This window comes from Pseudomonas sp. AC193 (assembly GCF_979258075.1).
The window spans coordinates 4,389,773-4,415,116 of sequence record NZ_OZ409832.1 but is presented as its reverse complement, the minus strand read 5'-3'; the positions used below and the strand labels follow the sequence as shown (position 1 = coordinate 4,415,116).

Sequence of the window (25,344 nt, the reverse complement as noted above, 5' to 3'; positions counted from 1 at the left end):
GTTTCGCCCTTACGGCGACTCACTTTTTTTACAAACGCCTAAAAAAAGTAAGCAAAAAAACGCTTGCTCCTACGTGCGGCCCGCTCGCTGGGGCTCGGGGTTCCTTCGCTCCGGGATCGATCCGGGCGCAGCGCCTACGGTTTGCTGCGCTGCACCTCCTCTCGCTGTGTTTGGCTTCGCCAAACGGTCGCTGCGCTCCCACGCCCGCATCAATCCCTCCACTCAGCCTTCCGATGTCGCCTGTGGATCAAGATCAAGATCAAGAGCAGGCGAGCTGACACTCGGCCTATTGAGTGGTGAGGAGCACGGGTTTCGGCTTTGGATTTGTGGTGTTTTTGCCCCTCATCGGAACGCCGCCCGCCCAGCCCTTTTCCGAGGGAGAGGGGGCCGATTTGTGAGCCTTTCAGAATCTGGGCTCGACTCGGTATCCCACGTCGGCCTACCTCTCCCAATCACCTCGATCAGTCCCCTCTCCCTCCGGGAGAGGGTTAGGGTGAGGGGCTTTTGATCTCAAGTCGGTTTTTTGTAATCTCTCGATGTACTTGGCCACAACGTTTGGCTGGCCAGTACGGTGCTTGTGCTGTTTAAAATCCGTTGACCCGCCAAGCCACTCGTTCGTCCACCCCGCACAACCCGTCACTTAGGTGATTCAGCTATCAGTGTTATTCAAAAGCAATCTGTCCTTCGAGGGCATTTCCACTCGGCCCTTAGCGTCCTATCTGGTGAACACGGCTGATCGGAACTAGATTTCACACAGCGCCAGTCAGGCACGTATGTCTCACCTGCAAAAAGAAGGAGTCGGTTATGAAGAGCAGATTGCTACGCGTTTTATTGCTATTGAAAGTGATGGTGATGCTGTCCCTCGGCACCGCGACGGCTTGGGCCGAGTGCGAGGATCACGATTCTCAGGCGTTCAACGGGCAGGTGGGGCACAGCGGGATGATGCTCGCCAAGTCCGAATCAGAGCCAGGCGATCAGGGGCAGGGCGGTGCCGCCGACGATGACGACTCGACCACCGACGAGCCGGACACTGATGATCCGGATGAGGGCGATAGCCAGACGTAGATCTAAGATCAAATAAACCCCTGGATGCGATATCCCTGTAGGAGCTGCGGCACGCTGCGATCTTTTGATCTGGATTTTATCAATCAGAATCTAAAGATCGCAGCGTGCCGCAGCGCCTACAGTTTTAACAACGTGTTGTCCGGATCGAGCAAGATCGACTTTTCGTCTGGAACCGTTTGTCAGATTTTCAGGATTATGTAGAGATACCTGTCAGATATGACAGTAGACGAAAGTCATTGAGTCTTTAAAAATGTCCTTGCAGTCTTGGGTTTTTTTATGACTAAAAGGAATGACATCATGAGTAATGAAAAAAGCGAGTATACAGTTGGGGAAATGAAAATATCGGGGCTTGATGTGTCAGGCATTACTACCCGGGAAGTTCACGCTGCCGTAATTCCACTCTATCCAAATTGTACTTTCATAGGTTCTTGGGGGGATGGCGAAAGTATGAGATTGAGTATTCGTTCACTGATTAAAAAAGACGATGTTTACAATGTGGATCACCCAGAAGGTCATGGCTTGGCCAAAGTTTATTATGAACAAGGCGAAGACCTGAAATATTACGGAGTCTCCGGAACAATTACAATTACAGATTTCGATAGTGAGTTACAGAAGGCCAACGTCTACGTTGATGTTTTGATGAAGGACAGGAAGTCGGAAGATACTAAGTCTGTCAGAATCGAAGGTGAGTTTGTTGGTTTTCAAATAATTGAAGTAAACTCGCCAGAAGGTCTGGCTTTAATTGATAAGGGAAAGATTTTTTAATGTTCCCATTAGCTGTAGGTTTCCTTTAATGGCGTTTATGAAGTTTCCCTGGATAAAACTTTTTGTTCATTTTTCAGGTGAGAAAAAATAATCCACAGCATGGATAAAACGCCCACGGTGACGTGGGCGTTCTTTTATTACGCCGCGCCGTCGAGGAATTGCTCGGCGTAGTGGCAAGCCACCTGCCGGTTATCCAGCGGACGCAGTGCCGGTTCTTCGGTGCTGCAACGCTCGGTCGCGTACGGGCAGCGCTTGTGGAAAGCGCAGCCCGGTGGCGGGTTCAGCGGGTTAGGCAGTTCGCCGACGATTTTGATTTTCGGCTTGTTCGGATCCGGGTGAATGGTCGGGGTCGCCGACAGCAGCGCCTGGGTGTACGGGTGCAGCGGGCGTTCGTAGATGTCGTTCTTCGGGCCCATTTCCACCGGGCGGCCGAGGTACATCACCATCACGTCATCGGCGACGTGTTGCACCACCGCCAGGTTGTGCGAGATGAACACGTAGGCGGTATTGAACTCCTGCTGCAGATCCATGAACAGGTTGAGCACCTGCGCCTGAATCGATACGTCGAGTGCCGAGGTCGGTTCGTCCGCCACCAGCACTTTCGGTTGCAGCATCATCGCGCGCGCCAGGGCGATACGCTGACGCTGGCCGCCGGAGAACATGTGCGGATAGCGCTGGTAGTGCTCCGGACGCAAACCGACCTGCTTCATCATCGCCTGGACTTTCTCGCGACGTTCGGCGGCGGAGAGGTTGGTGTTGATCAGCAGCGGTTCGCCGAGCTGGTCACCGACTTTCTGCCGTGGATTCAACGAGGCGTACGGGCTCTGGAACACCATCTGCACGTCTTTGCGCAGTTGCTTGCGCTGAGCCTTGTCGGCGCCGGCGACTTCCTGCCCGGCGATTTTCAACGAGCCGGAAGAAGGCTCTTCAATCAGCGTCAACGCACGGGCGAGGGTGGATTTGCCGCAACCCGACTCGCCTACAACAGCGAGGGTCTTGCCGGCTTCCAGTTCGAACGACACGCCGTTGAGGGCGCGCACGGTCGCGTGACCCTTGAACAGGCCACGGGAGACTTCGTAGTGACGGGTGAGGTCGCGGGCGGTAAGTACGACGGCCATTACGCCACCTCCTGGTTCAGCGGGTAGAAGCAGCGGGCGAGGCTGTGGGCTTTCGGATCAAGGCCTGGACGCTGCGCGCGGCAGCTGTCCTGCACGTACGGGCAACGCGGCGACAGCAGGCAACCCTGCGGACGGTCGTAACGGCCCGGAACGATGCCCGGCAAGGTCGACAGGCGTGAGGCGCCAAGGCTGTGCTCGGGAATCGCCTTGAGCAGCGCTTCGCTGTACGGGTGCGCCGGGATGTCGAACAGTTGCGGCACCTGACCGACTTCAACGGCTTGCCCTGCGTACATCACGCAGACGCGCTGGGCGGTTTCAGCCACAACCGCGAGGTCATGAGTGATCAGCACCAGGCCCATGTTCTGTTCTTTCTGCAACGCCAGCAGCAGATCCATGATCTGCGCCTGAATCGTCACGTCCAGAGCAGTGGTCGGTTCGTCGGCGATCAGCAGTTTCGGCTCGCCGGCAATCGCCATGGCGATCGCGACGCGCTGGCTCATACCGCCGGACAGTTGATGCGGGTAGGCGTCCATACGGCTGGCGGCACCCGGGATTTCGACTTTTTCCAGCAGTTCGATCGCACGTTTGCGCGCTTGCTTGCCGGACATTTTCAGGTGCAAACGCAGCACTTCTTCGATCTGGAAACCGACGGTGTAACTCGGGTTCAGCGCGGTCATCGGATCCTGAAAAACCATCGACAGGTCTTTGCCGACGATCTGCCGGCGCTGACGGTTGCTCAGTTTGAGCATGTCTTTGCCGTCAAAGTTGAGCGAGTCGGCGGTGACGATGCCGGGATGCTCGATCAGGCCCATCAGCGCCATCATGGTCACGGATTTACCCGAGCCCGATTCGCCGACGATGGCCAGTACTTCGCCTTTGTCGACTTTCAGGTCGAGGCCGTCGACCACCGGGGTCGCGGTCTTGTCGCCGAAGCGAACGTTGAGATTCTTGATTTCTAGCAGTGACATGGGAATCTCCTCAGGCGGCGTTCTTGAGTTTCGGGTCGAGCGCATCGCGCAGACCGTCGCCCATCAAGTTGATTGCCAGCACGCTGAGCAAAATGGTCAAACCAGGCAGGCTCACCACCCACCAGGCGCGTTCGATGTAGTCGCGGGCCGAAGCCAGCATGGTGCCCCACTCAGGGGTTGGCGGTTGTACGCCAAGGCCGAGGAAGCCCAACGCAGCAGCATCGAGAATCGCCGAGGAGAAGCTCAGGGTCGCCTGAACGATCAGCGGCGCCATGCAGTTCGGCAGCACGGTGATGAACATCAGACGCGGCAGACCGGCACCGGCGAGGCGCGCGGCGGTCACGTAGTCGCGGTTCAGTTCGCCCATCACGGCGGCACGAGTCAGACGCACGTAGGACGGCAGGGAAACCACAGCAATCGCAATCACGGTGTTGATCAGGCCAGGGCCGAGGATGGCGACAATCGCCACAGCCAGCAGCAATGACGGCAGGGCCAGCATGATGTCCATCAGACGCATGATGGTCGGGCCAATCATCTTCGGAAAGAAACCGGCGAACAGACCGAGGAGGATCCCCGGAATCAGCGACATCACCACCGAAGACAAACCGATCAGCAGCGACAGGCGCGAGCCCTGAATCAGACGCGACAGCAAATCACGGCCGAGTTCATCGGTGCCTAGCAGGAACTGCATCTGCCCGCCCTCAAGCCACGCCGGCGGCGTCAGCAGGAAGTCGCGGTATTGCTCGCTCGGGTTGTGCGGGGCGACCCACGGCGCGAACAGCGCGCAGAAAATCACCAGCAACATGAACAGCAGGCCGGCAACCGCGCCCTTGTTCTTGGAGAAGGCTTGCCAGAATTCTTTGTACGGAGACGGGTACAGCAGGCTTTGATCCGCGGTGGTGGCGGACGTCGCTACTGAGGAAGTTGGAGTGCTCATTGGATTGGACCTCAGCGCTGATGACGGATGCGTGGGTTGGCAAAGCCGTAGAGGATGTCCACTACGAAGTTGACCAGAATCACCAGGCAGGCGATTAACAGGATGCCGTTTTGCACAACCGGGTAGTCCCGGGCGCCGATGGCTTCGATCAGCCATTTACCGATGCCGGGCCAGGAGAAAATGGTTTCGGTCAGGACTGCACCGGCCAGCAGGGTGCCGACTTGCAGACCGACCACGGTGAGTACCGGAATCAGCGCGTTACGCAGACCGTGGACGAATACCACGCGCGACGGCGACAGGCCTTTGGCCTTGGCGGTGCGGATGTAGTCTTCGCGCAGTACTTCGAGCATCGACGAACGGGTCATCCGCGCGATTACCGCCAGCGGAATGGTGCCGAGCACGATGGCCGGCAGGATCAGGTGATGCAACGCGTCGAAGAACGCCCCGACGTCATCGGCCAGCAGCGTGTCGATCAGCATGAAACCGGTGCGCGGCTCGATGTCGTAAAGCAGATCGATCCGCCCGGAAACCGGCGTCCAGCCCAGGCTCACCGAGAAGAACATGATGAGGATCAGGCCCCACCAGAAGATCGGCATCGAATACCCCGCGAGGGAGATGCCCATCACCCCATGGTCGAACAGGGATCCTCGCTTGAGTGCCGCAATCACCCCGGCCAGAAGGCCCAGTATGCCGGCGAACAGTAGGGCGGCCATGGACAGTTCCAGGGTCGCCGGAAATAGAGAGGAGAACTCGGTCCATACACTGGTTCGCGTGCGCAGGGATTCACCGAGATCGCCTTGAGCCAGTTTGCCGATGTAGTCCAGATACTGGGCATACAACGGTTTGTTCAGACCTAGGCGTTCCATTGCCTGAGCGTGCATTTCGGGGTCGACCCGACGTTCGCCCATCATCACTTCCACGGGGTCGCCAGGGATCATGCGAATCAACGCGAAGGTCAGCAAGGTGATGCCGAAAAACGTGGGGATCAATAACCCCAGTCGGCGGGCAATAAAACTAAACATCTTGTGTAGTACCTCATCAGCCGGTTAGGCGTGCCCGGCGTCCCTCGGGGTCAGGGACGCGGGGAGTTTCTTATCTACTTCACCTGGGTGGTGGCGAAGTTATTGGTTGTGAGAGGGCTGATTTGATAACCCTCTACGTTGTTACGCATTGCGGTAAACATCCTGGTGTGGGCCATGCTGATCCATGGCTGATCCTGATTAAACAGCACTTGCGCCTGTTCGTAGAGCGCGGCGCGTTCGGCCGGATCTACTTTAGCCCGTGCTTCATCCAGCAGTGCCTGGAATTTCTCGTTGCACCAACGTGCATAGTTTTCGCCGTTCTTGGCCGCTTCACAACTGAGCATAGGCGTCAGGAAGTTATCCGGGTCGCCGTTGTCACCCGCCCATCCGGCAGACACCATGTCGTGCTCGCCGTTCTTGGCGCGTTTAAGCATTTCGCCCCATTCCATCACACGGATGTCGATTTTGATCCCGACTTTCGCCAGATCAGCCTGCATCATTTGCGCGCCGAGCATCGGGTTCGGGTTGGTCGGGCCGCCGCCGTTACGGGTAAACAGGGTAAACACGGTGCCGTCCGGAACCCCGGCTTCCTTGAGCAGGGCGCGGGCCTTGTCGAGGTCACGTGGCGGATTCTTCAGGTCGTGGTTGTAGCCGAGCAAGGTCGGCGGGTACGGGTTGACCGCGACCGAGGCGTTGCCTTTGCCGAACAGCGCGTTGACGTAGGCTTCCTTGTCGAAGGCGATGTCGATGGCCTTACGCACGCGCACGTCGCTCATGTATTTGTGCGTGGTGTTCATGGCGATGTACGAGACGGTCATCGCGTCGAGTTCTTCGACTTTCAGGTTGCTGTCTTTCTTGATGCTCGGGATGTCATCCGGCTTCGGATACAGCGCGACCTGGCACTCGTTGGCTTTGAGCTTCTGCAAGCGCACGTTGTTGTCGGTGGCGATCGCCAGAATCAGCGCTTCGGCTGGTGGCTTGCCACGGAAGTAGTCCGGGTTGGCCTTGAAACGTACCTGCGCATCTTTGGCGTAACGCTGGAAGATGAACGGGCCGGTGCCGATCGGCTTGCTGTTCAGGTCGCCGGTCTTGTTGGCCTTGAGCAACTGGTCGGCGTATTCGGCCGGGTAGATCGAGGAGAACGCCATCGCGATGTCGGCCAGGAATGGCGCTTCGCGGCGGGTCAGGGTGAACTTGACCGTGTTGTCGTCGACTTTTTCTACGCTTTTGAGCAGTTCTTTGAAGCCCATGCTTTCAAAGTACGGGAAGCCCACGCTCGACAGTTTGTGCCACGGGTGATTCGGATCCAGCTGACGCTGGAAGCTCCAGACCACATCGTCGGCGTTCATGTCGCGGGTCGGCTTGAAGTATTCGGTGGTGTGAAATTTGACGCCTTTGCGCAGATGGAAGGTGTACGTCAGACCGTCTTCGCTGATGTCCCAGGATTCGGCGAGCGCCGGGATCACTTCAGTGCTGCCGGGTTTGAAATCGGCCAGGCGGTTGAAGATGGTTTCGGCCACAGCGTCTGCCGTGACTGCAGTTGTGTACTGAACCATATCGAAGCCTTCCGGGCTGGCTTCGGTGCAGACGACCAAGGGTTTGGCCGAGACGCCAACAGCGACACTCAGCAACGCAGCCGCGATGGCCGCACGTAGGGGAAGCATTTTCATCGATAACCCTCTGCAATCGGTTGAAGACAAAAAGCCGAACGGCCGACTCATCATGAGTCAGCCGTCGGCAGGCGTTTTACAGAATGTTGAACGGAATGGTGGTCACCAGACGGAACTCGTTGATGCTGCCGTCAGCCTGGTTTTCGCTGGCACGGTGAGCGGTGTAAGTGCCGCGAACCGTGGTGGCTTTGAGCGGGCCGCTCTGTACCGCGTAGGTTGCACCGATGCCGTATTCATAGTGGGTTTCGCCGTCCATCGCCTGCACGCCGTCGTAGCCGCCACCCTTGTAGTGAGTGCCGTCGATGCCCCAGCCGCGCGCTTGGTAGATGTTGAATTTCAGACCCGGCACGCCGTATTCGGCCATGTTGATGCCGTAAGAAACCTGGAAGGATTTCTCGTTCGGGCCGTTGAAGTCGGACAGCAGGGAGTTGGCCAGGTAAATGCCGTTGGTTTCGTGCAGGTAGTCGAAGTACTCGTTACCGTTCACTTCCTGATACGAGAAGGTCAGGGTGTGGGCCAGGTGAGTCAGGCCGAACGACAGCGAGTAGGTGTCGTTGTCGATTTCGCCGAGCAGCTTTTTGCCTTCGTCGACGGTTTTGTAGTAGTTCAGGCCGGTGGTCAGGCTCAGTACCGAGCTGTCGCCCAATACGTGAGTGGCGCCGAAGTAGTACTGGTTCCAGATATCTTCAACCTGCGTGCCCCAGAGGCTGGTGGTCAGGCTGGCGAATGGCTGGTAGGAAATACCGGCGGTGTTGACGTGATCGGATTCCACCCGGCCGTTACCGTACTCGGTGCGGAATTTTTGCAGGCTCTGCTCCGAACGTGGCGAGACGCGGTCGAAGGTCGCCACGTCGAATGCCAGGTTGTTGAGCTCTTCGCTGTGGATCGCGACACCTTCGAAGCTCGAAGGCAGGGCACGGTTACCGATCACGTCGACTTGCGGGCTGCTGAAGTTCATGCGGCCGGCGGTCAGGGTGGTGTTGGAAACACGCGCTTTGATGTTGGCCAGGCCCAGTTTGCTCCACTGATCAACCGCGTCGCCGTTGTCTTTATGGGTCAGGGTACGGTTGTTACCGGACGCCGGGCCGGTTTTCGGCGCGCCGCCATTACCGGAGGCCAGGTTCTCGCGATCACGCTCCAGCGCGAGGGCGTTGTAGGCCGCGATTTCAGTGCTGAAACCGACAGTACCTTCGGTGAAGCCCGAGTTGTACTTGACGATGGTGCCCTGAACCCAGTTGATCCGGCGATCAGTCTCAGCCAGTTGACCGTCCTTTTTGTAGGCGAACTTGGCGCCACGCTTCAGTTGCTCGTTGGCGTACCAGTTACGGGTCGAACCGCTGATCGATTGACCTTCGACGAAACCGGTGGCTTCCGCCTGGGCGCTCTTGTCGTTGATCGTCACCGGGGTGAACGCCTGGCTCTGGGTTTCCGCATAAGCGGTTGCGGTGATGCTGTTTATGGCCAAGGCCAGTATCGCGGTGCTGCTCAGTTTCATGGGTGAAGCTCCTTTACTTTCTTTTTATGCCGGCTTTTTTGGGTTGGCCGGTTATTGGTTTAGAACTCATTCACACATCGCAAACGTTTGCCAAATGCCTGATTGGCGAATTTCGGCAAAGCGCTTGCGTGAGGGGCTAGACGGGCCCCTCAGCGTTGCGGCTAATCGGTTGGGTTAATCGATGCTGACACCCGAGAAAACGTTGCGTCCGAAGGGGCTCACCTTGAACCCTTCGATTTTCGTGCTCAGCGGCTGGTTGACCGTCGAGTGGGCGACAGGCGTGATCGGCACTTGCTGTTTCAGCAACTGCTGAGCCTGTTTATAGAGAACGGTGCGCTGGTCGCGGTCGGTGACGACCTTGGCCTGTTTGATCAGCTTGTCGTACGCCGGATCGCACCACATGGAGTAGTTGTTGCCGCCAATGGCGTCGCAGCTGTACAGCGTGCCGAGCCAGTTGTCGGGATCACCGTTGTCGCCGGTCCAGCCAATCAGGCTGATGTCGTGCTCGCCATTCTTGGTGCGCTTGATGTACTCGCCCCATTCGTAGCTGACGATCTTCACTTTCAGACCGATCTTGGCCCAGTCAGCCTGGAGCATTTCGGCCATCAGTTTGGCGTTCGGGTTGTACGGACGCTGCACCGGCATCGCCCACAGGGTGATTTCGGTGCCTTCCTTGACGCCCGCAGCCTTGAGCAGCTCTTTGGCTTTTTCCGGGTTGTAGGCGGCGTCTTTGATGCTGTCGTCGTAAGACCACTGGGTGGGTGGCATGGCGTTGACGGCCAATTGGCCGGCGCCTTGATAAACAGCGTTGAGAATCCCTTGTTTATTCACCGCCATGTCCAATGCCTGACGCACTTCGAGCTGATCGAACGGCTTGTGGCGGACGTTGTAGGCGATGTAACCGAGGTTGAAACCCGGTTTGGAGATCAGTTGCAGTTTCGGATCGTTCTTCAGCGCGTCGACATCGGCCGGACGCGGATGCAGGGTGATCTGGCACTCGTCAGCCTTGAGCTTCTGCACGCGCACGGAGGCGTCGGTGTTGATCGCGAAAATCAGGTTGTCGAGTTTGACCCGGCTCGGATCCCAGTACTGCTTGTTGCCGGTGAAGCGGATGTTCGAGTCTTTCTGATAGCTCTTGAACACGAACGGCCCGGTGCCGATCGGCTTCTGGTTGATGTCGCTCGGTTTGCCGTCGGCCAGCAGCTTGTCAGCGTATTCGGCGGACAGAACGGCGGCGAAGCTCATGGCGAGGTTCTGGATGAACGCGGCGTCGACGCTGTTGAGCGTGAACTCCACGGTCAGCGGCCCGGTCTTCTCGACCTTGGCGATGTTCTTGTTCAGGCTCATCCCGTTGAAATACGGGAACTCGGTCGGATAAGCCTTACGGAATGGCTGCTGTGGATCAAGCATGCGATTAAACGTGAACAGCACGTCGTCGGCGTTGAAATCGCGGGTCGGCTTGAAGTACGGCGTTGTATGAAATTTCACACCTTCACGTAAGTGAAACGTGTACTTGAGACCATCCTCGGAAATGTCCCACTTGGTGGCCAGACCCGGTACGACATTGGTCGCGCCTTTTTCGAACTCGACCAGACGGTTGTAGATCGGTTCGGCGGCATCGTTATCGGTGGCCGTGGTGTATTGCGCGGTGTCGAAACCCGCGGGGCTGCCTTCAGAGCAGAACACCAGACTTTTGCTGGCGGCGAAACTCGCGGACGTGGCGGCCATCAGGCCGGCGCCCAGCAATGCGGAAAAAACCAAGGTATGGCGCATGACGCTCCCTCTTTTTTAGTGTTGTGCAATGCGCCGCGTCTCGTCCTGAAACGTTGTGGTCGCATTGAGCTCAATCCAATACGTACGGCAAACCGGTGGCCCACACAGAAACTGGTCAGAACCCGACGGTATTTGCCGTGGGCCTGGCAGTAAATGCGTAAAAGCCTGAAAACCTCGTAGGAAAAGGCGACGCGGCCTCGCCACTGCAAGTCTCTGCAGCGGAATCGGCTGTAGGCAAATTCCTAACTTCCCGGCAGGTAAAACAGCGGCGACGTCATAAACGTCGCCGCTGCAGTGCCTTATTTGCTGACGCTGACGCCGTAGAAGGAATTCAAGCCGAATGGGCTGATCTTGAAGTCCTGCACGTTGGCGCGCATGGGTTGGTACACCGTCGAGTGAGCGATAGGTGTCATTGGGACTGCATCTTTGAGGACGTGTTGTGCCTCTTTGTACAGTTCGGTGCGCTTACCTTGGTCGGTTGTGCGCTTGGCTTCTTTGACGAGGCCGTCGAACTTCTTGTCGCACCACTTGGAGAAGTTGTTGCCGCTGAGCGAGTCGCAGCCGAACAGCACGTTCAGCCAGTTGTCCGGATCACCATTGTCACCGCTCCAGCCAATGATCATGGCCTGGTTCTCGCCACCTTTGGAGCGCTTGATGTACTCGCCCCACTCGTAGCTGGTGATCTTCACTTTCAAGCCGATCTTGGCCCAGTCGGACTGGAGCATTTCGGCCATCAGTTTGGCGTTCGGGTTGTATGGACGCTGAACCGGCATCGCCCACAGAACGATCTCGGTACCTTCCTTGACGCCGGCTTCCTTGAGCAGCTGTTTGGCTTTCTCAGGATCGTACTTGGCATCTTTGATGGTGGTGTCGTAAGACCACTGGGTTGGCGGCATGGCGTTGACGGCCAATTGGCCCGCGCCCTGGTAAACCGAATCGATGATCTGTGGCTTGTTCACAGCCATGTCCAGCGCCTGACGCACGCGCAGGTCAGCCAACGGGTTTGCCTCGTTGCTGCCCTTGACCTTATCCATCACGTTGTAGGCGATGTAACCCAGGTTGAAACCCGCCTGGTCAGGCATCTTCAGTGCTGGATCTTCTTTCAGCGCTTTCAGGTCGGCCGGACGCGGGAACAGGGTGACCTGGCACTCGTTCTTTTTCAGCTTCTGAATACGTACCGACGGGTCGGTGGTGATGGCGAAGATCAGGTTGTCGATCTTCACGTCTTCAGGCTTCCAGTAGTCCTTGTTCCCGGTGTAGCGGATGTTGGAGTCTTTCTGGTAGCTCTTGAACACGAACGGGCCAGTGCCGATCGGCTTCTGGTTGATGTCGGCGGCTTTGCCTTCCTTGAGCAGCTGGGCAGCGTACTCGGCGGACTGCACCGACGCGAAGCTCATGGCCATGTTCTGGATGAACGCAGCGTCGACTTCTTTCAGGGTGAACTTGACGGTGTGGTCGTCGACTTTATCGATCTTGGTGATGTTGGTGTCCATCCCCATGTCGGTGAAGTACGGGAATTCGGTCGGGTACGCCTTACGGAACGGGTCATCCTTGTTAATCATGCGATTAAAGGTGAACAGCACGTCGTCGGCGTTGAACTCACGAGTCGGCTTGAAATACGGGGTGGTGTGGAACTTGACGCCTTCACGCAGGTGGAAGGTGTAAGTGAGGCCATCGTCGGAGATGTCCCACTTGGTCGCCAGACCAGGAATCACAGCGGTGCCGCCGCGTTCGAACTGGGTCAGACGGTTGAACATGGTTTCAGCTGAGGCGTCGAAGTCGGTTCCGGTGGTGTACTGGCCCGGGTCGAAACCGGCCGGGCTGCCTTCGGAGCAGAACACCAGGTTAGTCGCAGCGGATGCGAAAGGTGCGGAGGCTAACAAGCCTGCGCCGACTAGAAACGGAATGACCGCGTGTTTAAGCATGTTGGCCTCATGATTTGTTGTCATTTTTTAGTAGTGAGGTACGACCTCGTGAGTCGTGCCTGCGGATACTTATGCAGGGGCCATACCCATTGCAAGATCCAGAGTGTGTGCGAGCGTTAAACGGTGGCACGTACGTACCTTAATGTCGCATCTGTGTAAGTTTTGACGCATTTGACCGTTTGCGCGGGTTTTTTACGGTGCAAATGGAGCCCCAAAACGGTGCATTGGTCACGTTGTGTGCGCCGGGGTGGGGCTGGGTGTTACTTATTTATACTGTTGGTTTTTGTAGGATTTTTCTGAGGTTTGGGTGGGGGCTTGGTGGGGGTTGGGTTGTGGATTTTTTTGGAGGTTGTACTGGGTGCAACTGGGGTGCTTCTTTTGGTAGCGCCTTGGGTGAATATCCTTTTTTTCGGGTGTTGCGGATTATGGTTCCGCCCTTACGGCGGGTCACTTTGGCAAACGCCCCAAAGTAACCAAAGGTCTTTGCCCTGACGTCCGGCCCTCGCTGAGGCTCGGGTTCCTTCGCTCCGGGTTCATCCGGGGGCATCGCCTACGGTTTGCTTCGCTGCACCTCCTCTCGATGCTTTCCCCGTATGAATCCCTCCCGCTCAGCCTCCCGACGGGCTCTGAGATCAAGATCAAAAGCAGGCGAGCTGACACTCGGCCTAGTGGTTGGCGTGGGTTTGCCGCGATTTCATGTAGGAGCTGCCGAAGGCTGCGATCTTTTGATCTTCGTTGGATTCGCCCCTCACCCCAGCCCTCTCCCGAGGGAGAGGGGGCCGATTGGTGGGCTTTTCAAAATTTGTGTTCGACTCGGTATCCCACGTCGGCGTACCTCGCCCAAACACCCCGATCAGTCCCCTCTCCCTCTGGGAGAGGGATAGGGTGAGGGTTTGCTTTTGGCTGTTTAAGTTTGCATCCGCGTTTCAGGGGCGCGTTCAGACTCGAGTGCAGTGGAAGGGCTTACTTTCGCTCACTGTTTTTAAATATAAAACGGAAGATGTTTATTTCGAATGGTTCTCCGAAAGTTACATATTTTGACGGCTACCTGTTACTTCTGACAGTAGACGGATTTTTTGATCTTGGGTTGAATGCCACTGCGCCTTTGCGTTTTTATTTGTAAGGGCATCGATGGATTGCAGAACATCTACAGGAAGGGATGATATGAGTTACCCAATTGTCACTGACTATAAAGGCTTCAAGATTCACGAAAATAACCCAAGCGATGCAGGGGATCATTTTCAAGGGTTTTACGCGGACGGTCGGCAATTTACCGGCCTTTGCAAATCCAGATCCGAGGTTGAGCACCTGATTGATGCCAGCCGAGCATACAGTAGCCGTCCAGGCGAGTAACTGTCTTGTAAACCAGACGGATCACTGATGCATAGTGATAAAGAGTGTTTACCACTTTTTTGCACGGAGTGATGGTTATGAACTATCCAAAAGTTATCGAGTACAAAGGGTGCTTGATTAAAGAATATGACCCGCAGTATCAGGCTAACTCTTTTCAAGTGTGTTACATGAACGGGGAACCTATGGGAGGGCTGGAGAAAACCTTAGCTGATGCGAAAGCGCAAATCGACTCCATGGATATCAGTTATAACGATGAAAGTTGAGCTCGATGGTGGATTATTAATTGGTTCATAGTCAGTGTGGTCAATCTGTTGTGAAAATAAAAAACCGGCAATCACTGCTGATCGCCGGTTTTTCATTCAACCCAAAATCAAATCACTGCATCAACACTTCAATCGAGCCATCCGCCGTCATGCTGACCTGGCTTGTGCCCGCTTCAACTTCCGGCGTCACCGGCGCTGCATCCATCGCCGCCGCTTTCATCATCATCGGCGCGCGCAGGTACGGTTGTGGGTAACCGTTGCTGTTGAGGTTCAGGTTGACGATTTTGTAGCCCTTGCCGCCGAGTGCGTCGGTGGCCAGTTGGGCGCGGTTTTTGAACGCGGTGACGGCTTCTTTGAGGAGTTTGTCTTCGCTGGCCTTGCGGGTCGGGTCGGCGATAGCGAAGTCCATGCCGCCCATTTTCAGGTCGCCCAGCAGTTCGCCGGTGAGTTTGGACAGGGCGGCGAAGTCGGAGCTTTCCAGGCGCAGTTCTGCGCGTTCACGCCAGCCGGTGATCTTTTGGCCTTTGGTGTCGTAGATCGGGTAGCTGTTGCGGCTGCCCTGGCGCAGGGTGATGTCTTTGACTTGTTTGGCCTGGCCGAGGGCCTTGTTCATGGCGGTGCTGATGTCGGCGGCGAGTTTGGCCGGGTCGGTGTTTTGTTCTTCGGTGTAGAGGGTGACGATCATCAGGTCGCGGGCGACTTCCGTGCTGACTTCGGCGCGCAGGGAGATCTGGTTGTAGTGCAGCTCATCGGCGGCCAGGGCCGGGAGGCTGGCGACGCTGCCGACGGTCAGGGCGAGAAGGGCGGCGCTGCGGCGAAATGTGTGCATGAAAGCTCCTTGATGAGGGCGCAGGTGATGGTTCGGGGGCCTGCGTGAAACCATCAGACTCTAGCTTTTATGATCCGGTTCGCCCAGTTACAACTTCTATACAGATACCGCGGATCCCAAGTACAGAGAGCTTTTGTGGCGAGGGGATTTATCCCCGTTCGGCTGCGCAGCAGTCGCAAATCAGGCTGATGCGGTATGTCTGGTTGAATGAGGTCGCATGATTTGGGGCGGCTTCGCCACCCAGCGGGGATAAATCCCCTCGCCACAATTGATCTCGGACAGCCATGCGAGGTGGTCAAGTTTGAGAGCCGTACCATGTGGTCGTTTGCCGCACTTTCGCCTCTCAAGCCCGCGGCTTGGTTATACTCCGTGCGATCCGCCTGGAGCGCTCATCAGGAGAGCTCATGCTCGCCCCCGTACAACTGACTTCCGCCACTCGCCAGAACCTCTGGCGGTTGACGTTCATCCGCACCTTGGTGCTCGCCGCGCAGGCGGGCTCCGTAGGCCTGGCCTACTGGCTGCAGCTGTTGCCGTTGCCGTGGGTGCAACTGGCGATGACCCTCGGCTGCTCGACGCTACTTTGCGTGTTCACCGCCGTGCGCCTGCGCACCTCGTGGCCGGTGACCGAGCTCGAATACGCGCTGCAACTGGCCTGTGATCTGGTGATCCACAGTGCGCTGCTGTATTTCTCCGGCGGTTCGACCAACCCGTTCGTTTCCTATTATCTGGTGCCGCTGACCATCGCTGCGGTGACGCTGCCATGGCGTTATTCGGTGGTGCTGTCGGGTATCGCGCTGGCCTTGTACACGGTGATGCTGACGCGGTTCTATCCGCTGGAAACCTTGCCGATCGCCCGTGAAAACCTGCAGGTCTACGGCATGTGGCTGAGCTTCGCACTCGCCGCTGCGGTCATCACCTTCTTCGCTGCGCGCATGGCCGAAGAGCTGCGTCGTCAGGAAGAGTTGCGGGCGATTCGTCGTGAAGAAGGCCTGCGCGATCAGCAGTTACTCGCCGTCGCCACGCAAGCCGCCGGCGCTGCCCATGAACTCGGCACACCGCTGGCGACCATGAGCGTGCTGCTCAAAGAGATGCAGCAGGATCACCCCGATCCGCTGCTGCAGGACGATCTGAAAGTGCTGCAAGATCAGGTCAAACTCTGCAAGGAGACCCTGCAGCAACTGGTGCGCGCCGCCGAAGCCAATCGTCGTCTGGCGATCGATATGCAGGACGTCACCGACTGGCTCGACGAGGCGCTTAATCGCTGGCACCTGATGCGTCCCGAGGCAAGTTACCGTTTCCATCGTCTCGGCCAAGGCACGGTGCCGCGCATGGCGCCGCCGCCGGATCTGACTCAGGCGCTGCTCAATCTGCTGAACAACGCCGCCGATGCCTGCCCGGAAAACCTTCAGGTAACCCTGGATTGGGATGCCGAAGACGTCACCATCAGTATTCGTGACCACGGCGCCGGTGTGCCGCTGGCCATCGCCGAACAGATCGGTAAACCGTTTTTTACCACCAAGGGCAAAGGTTTCGGCCTGGGCCTGTTTTTGAGTAAGGCCAGCGTGACACGCGCCGGCGGCTCAGTGAAACTCTATAGTCATGAGGAAGGCGGCACGCTCACCGAGCTGCGCCTGCCCCACGGCGCCCGAGGAGACCAACATGAGTGACGAAATCCAAGTCGAAGGCGAAGAACTGCCGCATTTGCTGCTGGTCGATGACGACGCAACATTCACCCGCGTCATGGCCCGCGCCATGGCTCGCCGTGGCTTTCGCGTCAGCACCGCCGGTTCCGCCGAAGAAGGCCTGACCATCGCCCAGGCCGACCTGCCGGACTACGCAGCGCTCGACCTGAAAATGGACGGCGATTCCGGTCTGGTGCTGCTGCCCAAGCTGCTGGAGCTGGATCCGGAAATGCGCGTGGTGATCCTCACCGGTTATTCGAGCATTGCCACCGCGGTCGAAGCGATCAAACGCGGCGCCTGCAACTACCTGTGCAAACCGGCCGACGCCGACGACGTATTGGCCGCGCTGCTCTCCGAGCACGCCGACCTCGACAGTCTGGTGCCGGAAAACCCGATGTCGGTCGACCGCCTGCAGTGGGAACACATCCAGCGCGTGCTCACCGAACACGAAGGCAACATCTCCGCCACTGCCCGCGCCCTGGGCATGCACCGCCGCACCCTGCAGCGCAAACTGCAGAAGCGCCCGGTTCGTCGCTGAACCTGCGCTGAACGACTATCGCCAGCCCTCGCGATAAAACGCACCGATCAACTATGATCGGTGCGTGTCTGTTCTTTTCTATATCGAGCCTTTTCCATGAATCAGAACGCTGAATATTCCGCGGTCAACGATGCTGTGCGCGGGCAGTTTTTTCGCAAAGTGTGGGCGATCATCACGCCGTATTGGCGCAGTGAAGAGAAGGGCAAGGCCTGGACGCTGTTGATTGCCGTGATTGCGCTCTCGCTGCTCAGCGTGGGCATCTCGGTGTGGTTCAACACCTGGTACAAAGACTTTTATAACGCGCTGCAAAAGAAAGACGAGGCAGCGTTTTGGCAGTTGATTCTGTATTTCTGCGGCATTGCCGCCGTGGCGATTATCGGCGCGGTGTATCGGCTGTATCTGACGCAGATGCTGACGATTCGCTGGCGGGCCTGGCTCACCGAAAAACATTTCTCCCGTTGGCTTTCCGACAAGAATTACTACCAGCTGGAGCAGGGCGGTTATACCGATAACCCGGATCAGCGGATTTCCGAAGACCTCAATAACTTCACCTCCAACACCCTCGAGCTGGGCATTGGCCTGCTGCGCAATATTGTCAGTCTGGTGTCGTTCTCGATCATTTTGTGGGGCGTGTCGGGCAGTATCGAAGTCTATGGCGTGACCATTCCCGGCTACATGTTCTGGTGTGTGCTGGTTTACGCGATCGTCGGCAGTTGGCTGACGCATTTGATCGGTCGTCGCTTGATCGGCCTGAACAACCAACAACAACGTTTCGAAGCCGACCTGCGTTTTTCCATGGTGCGGATTCGTGAGAACGCCGAAAGCATCGCGTTGTACAACGGTGAACCGAATGAAAATCGTCGCTTGAGCGGCCGCTTCGGCAATGTCTGGCATAACTTCTGGGACATCATGAAAGTGTCCAAGCGGCTGACCTTTTTCACCGCCGGTTACAGCCAGGCGGCAATCATTTTCCCGTTTATTGTGGCGTCGCCGCGTTACCTTGCCGGCAAGATCGAGCTCGGTGAGCTGATGCAGATCAGCTCGGCGTTCGGCAACGTGCAGGAGAGTTTCAGCTGGTTCATCAGTGCCTATCAGAGCCTCGCTTCGTGGCGCGCCACGTGTGATCGTCTGCTGAGTTTCCGTCAGGCGATGACCGATAACGAAGAGCGCAAGCCTGCGATCGATGTGCAGAATCAGGGCAGCGAATTGAAGGTGCACAACCTCGGTCTGGATCTGGCCGACGGTCGTCATCTGCTGACCAGCGCCGACATGACTGTTGAGCCGGGTGATCGAGTCATGCTCAGCGGGCGTTCCGGCAGTGGTAAATCCACACTGCTGCGGGCGATGGGGCATTTGTGGCCAGCGGGGCACGGCAACATTCGTTTGCCAGCGGCGCGTTATCTGTTCCTGCCGCAAAAACCGTATCTGCCGATCGGCACCTTGCGCGAGGCGCTGAGTTATCCACAACCGAGCGAGACCTACGCGCCTGAGCGTTATGCCGAGGTGCTGGAAACCTGCCGCTTGCCACATCTGGTGGCGCGACTGGACGAAGCCAATCACTGGCAGCGCATGCTGTCGCCGGGTGAGCAGCAACGACTGGCCTTCGCCCGCGCACTGCTTTATGCACCGCATTGGCTGTACATGGACGAAGCCACGTCGGCGATGGATGAAGAGGATGAGGCGACGTTGTATCAGGCGTTGATCGATCAGTTGCCGGGGCTGAGCATTGTCAGCGTCGGCCACCGCAGCAGCCTGAAACGCTTCCACCCAAGGCATGTACGCATCGACAGCGGCCATCTCGTCGAGCAACCCGTAACCGCCTGACCCCCACACAAATCCCCATGTGGGAGCGGGCTTGCTCGCGAAAGCGTCGTGTCAGGCAACACTTTTGCATCTGACCCACCGCTTTCGCGAGCAAGCCCGCTCCCACAGGAGGTTGAGGTGCGGCGGGAAGTGATCGTACAACCGCCTTGCGCTATGATGCGCCCAAGCCGAATTCTCGAGACAAGACGTAAATCATGGAAAACTCGCTCAACGCCCCACGCCTCCCGCGCAAGCGCCGCAGCCTGGCCCAGGAACTGGTGACGGTGCTGACCGAGCAGATCCGTGACGGCCTGCTCAAACGGGGCGATAAGCTCCCCACTGAATCGGCGATCATGCAGGAGCACGGTGTCAGCCGCACCGTGGTGCGCGAGGCGATCTCCCGTCTGCAAGCCGCCGGACAAGTGGAAACCCGCCACGGCATCGGCACTTTCGTACTCGACACGCCGAGCCCAAGCGGCTTTCGCATCGATCCGGCCACCGTCGTCACCTTGCGTGACGTATTGGCGATTCTCGAATTGCGCATCAGCCTCGAAGTCGAATCCGCCGGCCTCGCCGCGCAACGCCGCAGTCCGGAGCAACTGGCAACCATGCGCGCCGCCCTCGATGCGCTGAACGACAGCGTCGCCCACGCCAGCGATGCCGTCGCGTCCGATTTCGCCTTCCACCTGGAAATCGCGCTGTCGACCGGCAACCGCTACTTCACCGACATCATGACCCACTTGGGTACCAGCATCATTCCGCGCACGCGGCTGAACTCAGCGCGTCTGGCCCATGACGATCAGCAGCACTACATGAATCGCGTCAGCCGCGAGCATGAAGAGATTTATCAGGCGATTGCCCGGCAGGATTCCGATGCAGCGAGAGCGGCGATGCGGCTGCATTTGACCAACAGCCGCGAAAGGCTGCGCCAAGCTCATGAAGAGGCACAGGCGCAGGGGTGACGGTAATTAAAGTTCGAGTTGAACGGTCAGCACTGGCGACACCGAAATGTTACCGGCGCGGGTAACGGTGTAGTGAAGCTTGGCGTTTGCACGCGGAACGAGTTTTTTCTCAAAAACAGCTTTGGGAATGGCGAAGACGAGTTGCGTTCCTACCGTCGTTGCAGTCAATGTGATTTGGTCTTTGAAGCTGTTGCCGGTAGAAGTTTCTACGTCCAGCGCAACTACATCTCCGACAGCTGAGTTTTCGTAAGTCACTTCGCCGTTAGCGTTTCCATCTAACTTCCCGACATAAAGAACTCCTTTAACTGCTTCCTGGAGTACTGGTGCTGCGAGTGCTTTTACCTGTGCAGTCATGAGTAAATTCCTTTTCGTTATCTCTTTTAACCGTTTTATTGGCGCAAGGGACGGCATGCGCTGTCGGAGCCGGTTCGTTACTCCTCAGTCATTAAGCGGGTAACCGGAAATAGCTGGCACCTGTAAGAAATACCAGTTCCGATGAACGGTTTACGGTGTTCAAGGTTTATGGATTTCGGTTTCGATCTCCACATCGGTAATCGGCGAAGCAATATCAAATGGCACGTTTAGCGTTCTACTGATAACCGCATGGATTTCGTTCAGGCCTTCGAATCTCAGGAGATCGCCTTGGTAGACATGACCGTCGAACTCGAGGCTGCGACGTTTGCCAACGGCGTTTTTCAGTGTGTAGGTCACTTTCATGGCGAATTGCTCTGGGTTGAGTGCCTGTACTCAAATTAGGAGCAGCGGGCGTATGGACGCACCTGTAAGAAATACCAGTTTCGACGAATGGTCATTGGTTCCCCTGACAGCTCCATGTCGTCTGATACATAGCCTTCGCGAGCAAGCCCGCTCCCACATTTGGAATGCATTTCAAGTGTGGGAGCGGGCTTGCTCGCGAAGGGGCCATTCGCCGCAACGCCTATCTCATCCTCGGACAACGTATCTCTCAGTCGTTCGTCATCCTGTCTCCTAAGCCCTTAAAAGCCAGCAAACACAATCCTGTCCGACAAAAAACCACCCGCAACGATGAAATGCAGTTGACGGTTATCTTTTAAGTTGTACGATGACCTACAACTTCGGCGAAGGCTGAACCTGACAATCACAACAATATTGCTACCCAGGGTGTTCGAATAATGAATCCACAAGAACTGAAGTCCATCCTCTCTGCCGGCCTGCTGTCCTTCCCGGTTACCGATTTCAACGCGCAGGGTGATTTCAACCGTGCGGGCTACATCAAGCGTCTGGAATGGCTGGCCCCGTACGGCGCTTCGGCTCTGTTCGCAGCGGGCGGCACCGGTGAGTTCTTCTCCCTGGCCGCCAGCGAATATTCGGAAATCATCAAGACAGCCGTCGACACTTGCGAAACCAGCGTGCCGATTCTCGCCGGTGTCGGCGGTTCGACCCGTCAGGCCATCGAATACGCACAGGAAGCCGAGCGTCTGGGCGCCAAAGGCTTGCTGTTGCTGCCGCACTACCTGACCGAAGCCAGTCAGGACGGCGTTGCCGCACACGTTGAAGCCGTGTGCAAATCGGTCAAGATCGGCGTGGTCGTCTACAACCGCAACGTTTGCCGCCTCAACGCGCCGCTGCTGGAACGTCTGGCCGAGCGCTGCCCGAACCTGATCGGTTACAAGGACGGTCTGGGCGATATCGAGTTGATGGTGTCGATCCGTCGTCGCCTCGGTGATCGCTTCAGCTACCTCGGTGGCTTGCCGACCGCCGAAGTCTACGCCGCTGCCTACAAGGCGCTGGGCGTGCCGGTTTACTCCTCGGCGGTGTTCAACTTCATTCCGAAAACCGCGATGGATTTCTACCACGCGATCGCTCGCGAAGATCACGCCACCGTCGGCAAGATCATCGACGACTTCTTCCTGCCGTACCTCGACATCCGCAACCGCAAGGCCGGTTACGCGGTGAGCATCGTCAAGGCCGGCGCCAAAATCGCTGGCTATGACGCCGGCCCGGTGCGCGCACCGCTGACCGACTTGACCGGCGAAGAGTACGAGATGCTCGCCGCGCTGATCGACAAGCAAGGTGCGCAATAACCCCCGAACAAACCGAGGCCGCTGCGCAATCAGCGGCTTTTGCGTCGAGAGGAGAAAAGGCTGTGACTGATTCCAAGCGTTACGACAATTACATCAACGGTGAATGGGTTGCCGGTGCCGATTACTCGGCCAACATCAACCCGTCCGAGTTGAGCGACACCATCGGCGACTACGCCAAGGCTGATCTGACTCAGGTTAATGCCGCCATCGACGCCGCCCGTGCCGCGTTCCCGGCGTATTCGACTTCGGGCATTCAGGCCCGTCACGATTCGCTGGATAAAGTCGGCACGGAAATCCTCGCTCGTCGCGAAGAACTCGGCACCTTGCTGGCGCGGGAAGAGGGCAAGACCCTGCCCGAAGCCATCGGCGAAGTGACCCGCGCCGGCAACATTTTCAAATTTTTCGCCGGTGAATGCCTGCGTCTTTCTGGCGACTACGTGCCGTCGGTGCGCCCGGGCGTCAACGTCGAAGTCACCCGCGAAGCGCTGGGCGTGGTCGGTCTGATCACCCCGTGGAACTTCCCGATCGCGATTCCGGCGTGGAAGATTGCTCCGGCGCTGGCCTACGGCAACTGCGTGGTGCTGAAACCGGCCGATCTGGTGCCGGGTTGCGCTTGGGCACTGGCCGAAATCATCTCCCGCGCGGGCTTCCCGGCTGGCGTGTTCAACCTGGTGATGGGCAGCGGTCGAGTGGTTGGCGACGCGCTGGTGCAGAGCCCGAAAGTCGACGGCATCAGCTTTACCGGTTCGGTGGGCGTGGGTCGTCAGATCGCCGTCAACTGCGTGTCGCGTCAGGCGAAAGTGCAGCTGGAAATGGGCGGCAAAAACCCGCAGATCATTCTCGATGACGCCGACCTTAAGCAAGCGGTCGAGTTGTCGGTACAGAGCGCGTTTTACTCCACCGGTCAGCGTTGCACCGCGTCGAGCCGCTTGATCGTCACCGCCGGGATTCACGACAAATTTGTCGAAGCGATGGCCGAGCGCATGAAGTCGATCAAGGTCGGCCACGCGCTGAAATCCGGCACTGACATCGGTCCAGTGGTTTCGCAAGCACAGCTTGAACAGGACATGAAGTACATCGACATCGGTCAGTCCGAAGGTGCGCGTCTGGTCAGCGGCGGTGGTCTGGTGACCTGCGACACCGAAGGTTACTTCCTCGCGCCAACGCTGTTTGCCGACAGCGAAGCGTCGATGCGCATCAGCCGCGAAGAGATCTTCGGCCCGGTGGCCAACATCGTTCGGGTGGCCGATTACGACGCGGCGCTAGCGATGGCCAACGACACCGAGTTCGGTCTGTCGGCGGGTATCGCGACGACGTCGCTGAAGTACGCCAACCACTTCAAACGCCACTCGCAGGCCGGCATGGTGATGGTCAACTTGCCGACCGCCGGCGTCGATTACCACGTTCCGTTCGGTGGCCGTAAAGGTTCATCCTATGGCTCACGTGAGCAAGGCCGCTATGCCCAGGAGTTCTACACCGTGGTGAAAACCGCGTACGTCGGTTCCTGATACACGCAATACCCCTGTAGGAGCTGCCGAAGGCTGCGATCTTTTGATCCTGTTTTCAAGGTCAAGATCAAAAGATCGCAGCCTTCGGCAGCTCCTACAGGGAACCCGAAATACGAACATCCCGTAATACAGGGAACCCGAAATACGGACATCCCGTAATACAGGGACACCCGGAAAACCGGGCGCCAAAGAAGATTCACCCGCGCATAAAAATAATCAGTGGGAGTACATCTACATGCAATCGTCCAAGCCGACTCACGTCCGCTATTTGATCTTGCTCATGCTGTTCCTCGTGACCACGATCAACTACGCCGACCGCGCCACGATCGCCATCGCCGGCTCCAGCCTGCAAAAAGACCTCGGCATCGACGCGGTCACCCTCGGCTACATCTTCTCTGCATTCGGTTGGGCCTACGTGGCCGGGCAAATTCCCGGTGGCTGGCTGCTCGATCGTTTCGGCTCGAAAAAAGTTTACGCCCTGAGCATTTTCACCTGGTCGCTGTTCACCGTGCTGCAAGGCTTTGTCGGTGAGTTCGGCATGTCCACGGCGATCGTTGCGCTGTTTATGCTGCGCTTCCTCGTTGGTCTGGCTGAGGCGCCATCGTTCCCGGGCAACGCACGCATCGTAGCGGCGTGGTTCCCGACCGCTGAGCGCGGTACCGCGTCGGCGATCTTCAACTCGGCGCAATATTTTGCCACCGTGTTGTTCGCCCCGTTGATGGGCTGGATCGTGTACTCCTTCGGTTGGGAGCACGTGTTTATCGTCATGGGGATTCTCGGGATTGTGTTCTCGCTGGTCTGGCTGAAAGTGATCTACAGCCCGCGTGAGCACCCGCGTATCAACGAAGCCGAGTTCAAGCACATCGCTGAAAACGGCGGCATGGTCGACATGGATCAGACGGGCAAAAAGTCCGACGGCCCGAAATGGGACTACATCCGTCAGTTGCTGACCAACCGCATGATGCTCGGCGTATACCTGGGCCAGTACTGCATCAACGGCATCACTTATTTCTTCCTGACCTGGTTCCCGGTGTACCTGGTGCAAGAGCGTGGCATGACCATTCTCAAGGCCGGTTTCATCGCCTCGTTGCCGGCGATCTGCGGCTTCATTGGCGGCGTGCTCGGCGGGGTCATTTCCGATTACCTGCTGCGCAAAGGCCACTCGCTAACCTTCGCCCGCAAAGCGCCGATCATCGCCGGCCTGCTGGTTTCCAGCAGCATCGTGGCCTGCAACTATGTTGATGTGGAATGGATGGTGGTCGGCTTCATGGCCTTGGCCTTCTTCGGCAAAGGCGTTGGCGCGCTCGGTTGGGCGGTGGTTTCTGACACCTCGCCAAAACAGATCGCCGGTCTGAGCGGTGGCCTGTTCAACACCTTCGGCAACATCGCTTCGATTACCACGCCGATCGTGATTGGCTACATCATCAGCTCCACCGGTTCGTTCAAATGGGCGCTGGTGTTCGTCGGTGCCAACGCACTGGTGGCGGTGTTCAGCTATCTGGTCATCGTCGGCCCGATCAAACGTGTGGTACTCAAAGAGCCGCCAACCAACGGCGGTGTTGAAGCCAGCGGTAAATTGTCTCAAGCGCATTCCTGAGGAGCGGC

Annotated in this window: 22 protein-coding genes; 11 read left to right on the top strand and 11 right to left on the bottom strand. The window is 57.6% G+C overall.

Annotation, left to right across the window (positions count from 1 at the left end; translation table 11 throughout):
• Window positions 1-804 precede the first annotated feature (804 nt).
• A complete protein-coding gene (locus ACZZ0D_RS20010) occupies window positions 805-1,065 on the top strand; it encodes a hypothetical protein (RefSeq protein WP_463554086.1) in 261 nt (86 codons plus the stop codon).
• Window positions 1,066-1,362: 297 nt separating this feature from the next.
• A complete protein-coding gene (locus ACZZ0D_RS20005; RefSeq protein ID WP_463554085.1) occupies window positions 1,363-1,830 on the top strand; it encodes a hypothetical protein in 468 nt (155 codons plus the stop codon).
• Window positions 1,831-1,967: 137 nt separating this feature from the next.
• On the opposite strand, the gene ACZZ0D_RS20000 is transcribed toward ACZZ0D_RS20005, so the two are convergent.
• From ACZZ0D_RS20000 to ACZZ0D_RS19965, 8 genes are all read right to left on the bottom strand, one after another.
• Window positions 1,968-2,948 (bottom strand): peptide ABC transporter ATP-binding protein, encoded by a 981-nt coding sequence (locus ACZZ0D_RS20000; RefSeq protein WP_053117064.1) that lies wholly within the window; start codon window positions 2,946-2,948, stop codon window positions 1,968-1,970.
• A complete protein-coding gene (locus ACZZ0D_RS19995) occupies window positions 2,948-3,916 on the bottom strand; it encodes an ABC transporter ATP-binding protein (RefSeq protein ID WP_129389065.1) in 969 nt (322 codons plus the stop codon). Before ACZZ0D_RS19995 ends, ACZZ0D_RS20000 begins: the two co-directional genes overlap by 1 nt.
• A 10-nt stretch (window positions 3,917-3,926) precedes the next feature.
• Window positions 3,927-4,853, bottom strand: a complete 927-nt coding sequence (locus ACZZ0D_RS19990; RefSeq protein WP_053117066.1) for an ABC transporter permease subunit — start codon at window positions 4,851-4,853, stop codon at window positions 3,927-3,929.
• Between the two features lie 11 nt (window positions 4,854-4,864).
• Entirely contained in the window at window positions 4,865-5,875 is a 1,011-nt protein-coding gene (locus ACZZ0D_RS19985) for an ABC transporter permease subunit (RefSeq protein ID WP_053117067.1), read from the bottom strand.
• Between the two features lie 74 nt (window positions 5,876-5,949).
• Entirely contained in the window at window positions 5,950-7,545 is a 1,596-nt protein-coding gene (locus ACZZ0D_RS19980) for an ABC transporter substrate-binding protein (RefSeq protein WP_463554084.1), read from the bottom strand.
• Between the two features lie 76 nt (window positions 7,546-7,621).
• Complete coding sequence (locus ACZZ0D_RS19975) at window positions 7,622-9,040, bottom strand: OprD family porin (protein WP_463554083.1); 1,419 nt, start codon at window positions 9,038-9,040, stop codon at window positions 7,622-7,624.
• Between the two features lie 174 nt (window positions 9,041-9,214).
• Window positions 9,215-10,813: an ABC transporter substrate-binding protein gene (locus ACZZ0D_RS19970; RefSeq protein ID WP_159815356.1), complete on the bottom strand. Its 1,599-nt coding sequence runs from the start codon at window positions 10,811-10,813 to the stop codon at window positions 9,215-9,217.
• Between the two features lie 299 nt (window positions 10,814-11,112).
• The gene (locus tag ACZZ0D_RS19965) at window positions 11,113-12,738 is read right to left on the bottom strand and encodes an ABC transporter substrate-binding protein (protein WP_159815357.1); all 1,626 of its coding nucleotides are present in this window, start codon (window positions 12,736-12,738) and stop codon (window positions 11,113-11,115) included.
• Between the two features lie 1,164 nt (window positions 12,739-13,902).
• Here ACZZ0D_RS19965 and ACZZ0D_RS19960 point away from each other — a divergent pair.
• Together ACZZ0D_RS19960 and ACZZ0D_RS19955 are read left to right on the top strand one after the other, a co-directional pair.
• A complete protein-coding gene (locus tag ACZZ0D_RS19960; RefSeq protein ID WP_463554082.1) occupies window positions 13,903-14,091 on the top strand; it encodes a hypothetical protein in 189 nt (62 codons plus the stop codon).
• Window positions 14,092-14,168: 77 nt separating this feature from the next.
• A complete protein-coding gene (locus ACZZ0D_RS19955; protein ID WP_463554081.1) occupies window positions 14,169-14,354 on the top strand; it encodes a hypothetical protein in 186 nt (61 codons plus the stop codon).
• A gap of 112 nt (window positions 14,355-14,466) precedes the next feature.
• Here ACZZ0D_RS19955 and ACZZ0D_RS19950 read toward each other — a convergent pair whose 3' ends face one another.
• Window positions 14,467-15,183: an SIMPL domain-containing protein gene (locus ACZZ0D_RS19950; RefSeq protein WP_053117072.1), complete on the bottom strand. Its 717-nt coding sequence runs from the start codon at window positions 15,181-15,183 to the stop codon at window positions 14,467-14,469.
• A 404-nt stretch (window positions 15,184-15,587) separates the two neighbouring features.
• Here ACZZ0D_RS19950 and ACZZ0D_RS19945 point away from each other — a divergent pair, with 404 nt between their 5' ends.
• The 4 genes from ACZZ0D_RS19945 (at window position 15,588) to ACZZ0D_RS19930 (ending at window position 20,168) form a co-directional block, all read left to right on the top strand.
• Window positions 15,588-16,850: an ATP-binding protein gene (locus tag ACZZ0D_RS19945; protein ID WP_053117073.1), complete on the top strand. Its 1,263-nt coding sequence runs from the start codon at window positions 15,588-15,590 to the stop codon at window positions 16,848-16,850.
• On the top strand, window positions 16,843-17,403 hold the full coding sequence (locus ACZZ0D_RS19940) for a response regulator transcription factor (RefSeq protein WP_003221630.1): 561 nt from the start codon (window positions 16,843-16,845) through the stop codon (window positions 17,401-17,403). The genes ACZZ0D_RS19945 and ACZZ0D_RS19940 overlap by 8 nt, the downstream gene beginning before the upstream one ends.
• Before the next feature lie 96 nt (window positions 17,404-17,499).
• Window positions 17,500-19,227: an ABC transporter ATP-binding protein/permease gene (locus ACZZ0D_RS19935; protein ID WP_053117074.1), complete on the top strand. Its 1,728-nt coding sequence runs from the start codon at window positions 17,500-17,502 to the stop codon at window positions 19,225-19,227.
• 194 nt (window positions 19,228-19,421) lie between these two features.
• Window positions 19,422-20,168: a FadR/GntR family transcriptional regulator gene (locus tag ACZZ0D_RS19930; RefSeq protein ID WP_463554080.1), complete on the top strand. Its 747-nt coding sequence runs from the start codon at window positions 19,422-19,424 to the stop codon at window positions 20,166-20,168.
• Window positions 20,169-20,174: 6 nt separating this feature from the next.
• On the opposite strand, the gene ACZZ0D_RS19925 is transcribed toward ACZZ0D_RS19930, so the two are convergent.
• Both ACZZ0D_RS19925 and ACZZ0D_RS19920 read right to left on the bottom strand, forming a co-directional pair.
• A complete protein-coding gene (locus ACZZ0D_RS19925) occupies window positions 20,175-20,522 on the bottom strand; it encodes a hypothetical protein (RefSeq protein WP_463554079.1) in 348 nt (115 codons plus the stop codon).
• 159 nt (window positions 20,523-20,681) lie between these two features.
• Window positions 20,682-20,885: a hypothetical protein gene (locus tag ACZZ0D_RS19920; RefSeq protein ID WP_463554078.1), complete on the bottom strand. Its 204-nt coding sequence runs from the start codon at window positions 20,883-20,885 to the stop codon at window positions 20,682-20,684.
• A 434-nt stretch (window positions 20,886-21,319) separates the two neighbouring features.
• Here ACZZ0D_RS19920 and kdgD point away from each other — a divergent pair, with 434 nt between their 5' ends.
• The 3 genes from kdgD to ACZZ0D_RS19905 all read left to right on the top strand — a co-directional run bounded on the left by kdgD (window position 21,320) and on the right by ACZZ0D_RS19905 (window position 25,336).
• Window positions 21,320-22,231, top strand: coding sequence for a 5-dehydro-4-deoxyglucarate dehydratase (gene kdgD / locus ACZZ0D_RS19915; RefSeq protein WP_053117076.1), 912 nt, complete (start codon window positions 21,320-21,322; stop codon window positions 22,229-22,231).
• 62 nt (window positions 22,232-22,293) lie between these two features.
• Window positions 22,294-23,739, top strand: coding sequence for an aldehyde dehydrogenase family protein (locus ACZZ0D_RS19910; protein ID WP_463554077.1), 1,446 nt, complete (start codon window positions 22,294-22,296; stop codon window positions 23,737-23,739).
• A gap of 235 nt (window positions 23,740-23,974) precedes the next feature.
• Window positions 23,975-25,336 (top strand): MFS transporter, encoded by a 1,362-nt coding sequence (locus ACZZ0D_RS19905; protein WP_053117078.1) that lies wholly within the window; start codon window positions 23,975-23,977, stop codon window positions 25,334-25,336.
• The last annotated feature ends 8 nt before the right edge of the window (window positions 25,337-25,344 follow it).